Genomic DNA, 764 nt, shown 5'->3' with positions numbered 1-764 from the left:
CGCCCTTGACGACGGCGAAGACGACGAGCAGCAGCCCGAGGGCGAGCAGCACCACCCCGGGGATGTCGAAGCGCGCGCCGCGCCCCTCCTCGCCCTTGGCCTGCGGCAGCACCCAGGCGCTGAAGGCGAGGGCGAGGACGCCGACGGGGGCGTTGATGAAGAAGACCGACTCCCAGTTGACGTGCTCGACCAGCAGGCCGCCGACGATCGGGCCCAGCGCGGTCGACACCGAGGAGACCATCGCCCAGATGCCCACCGCCATGCCGAACTTCTTCGGCGGGAAGACCGCGCGCAGCAGCCCGAGGGTGTTCGGCATCAGCAGCGCGCCGAAGAAGCCCTGGACGGCGCGGAAGGCGATGACGCCCTCGATCGACCCGGCCAGGCCGCTGCCGCGTACCGGGCCGGGCCCCGCAGATGCCGAGTCCCGCGCGGACGCAGCGGACGAGGATGAGGGCGGCGGCGAGCGCCAGCAGGTAGGAGTTGGTGACCCACTGGAGGTCGGCGGTGCCGGCGTTCAGGTCGCGGCCGATCTCCGGGTTGGCCATGGAGACGACCGAGCCGTCCAGGGCCACCATGAAGAGCCCGAAGGCGACGGCTATGAGGGTCAGCCACGGGTTGCCGCGCCGGGTGGGCGACGGGGGTGCGGGGGCCGGTTCGGGCGGGGCTTCGGGGGTCCGGGTGGACATGGGTGTTCCTCGCAGGGAGACGGATGGCCGTACGGGGCCGTTGGCACGGGGTGGGTCAGGGGGCGGACGGGTGGAGTC

Annotated in this window: 1 pseudogene; it reads right to left on the bottom strand. The window is 72.9% G+C overall.

Annotation, left to right across the window (positions count from 1 at the left end):
• Positions 1–686: pseudogene (locus ACFV9O_RS40520) on the bottom strand (MFS transporter); the annotation flags it as partial.
• Positions 687–764 lie beyond the last annotated feature (78 nt).

The sequence above is a fragment of the Streptomyces sp. NPDC059909 genome, from assembly GCF_042730885.1.
In the GTDB taxonomy this organism is placed as follows: domain Bacteria; phylum Actinomycetota; class Actinomycetes; order Streptomycetales; family Streptomycetaceae; genus Streptomyces.
The sequence above is the reverse complement of the archived record's forward strand: the minus strand, read 5'-3'. Positions and strand labels throughout refer to the sequence as shown.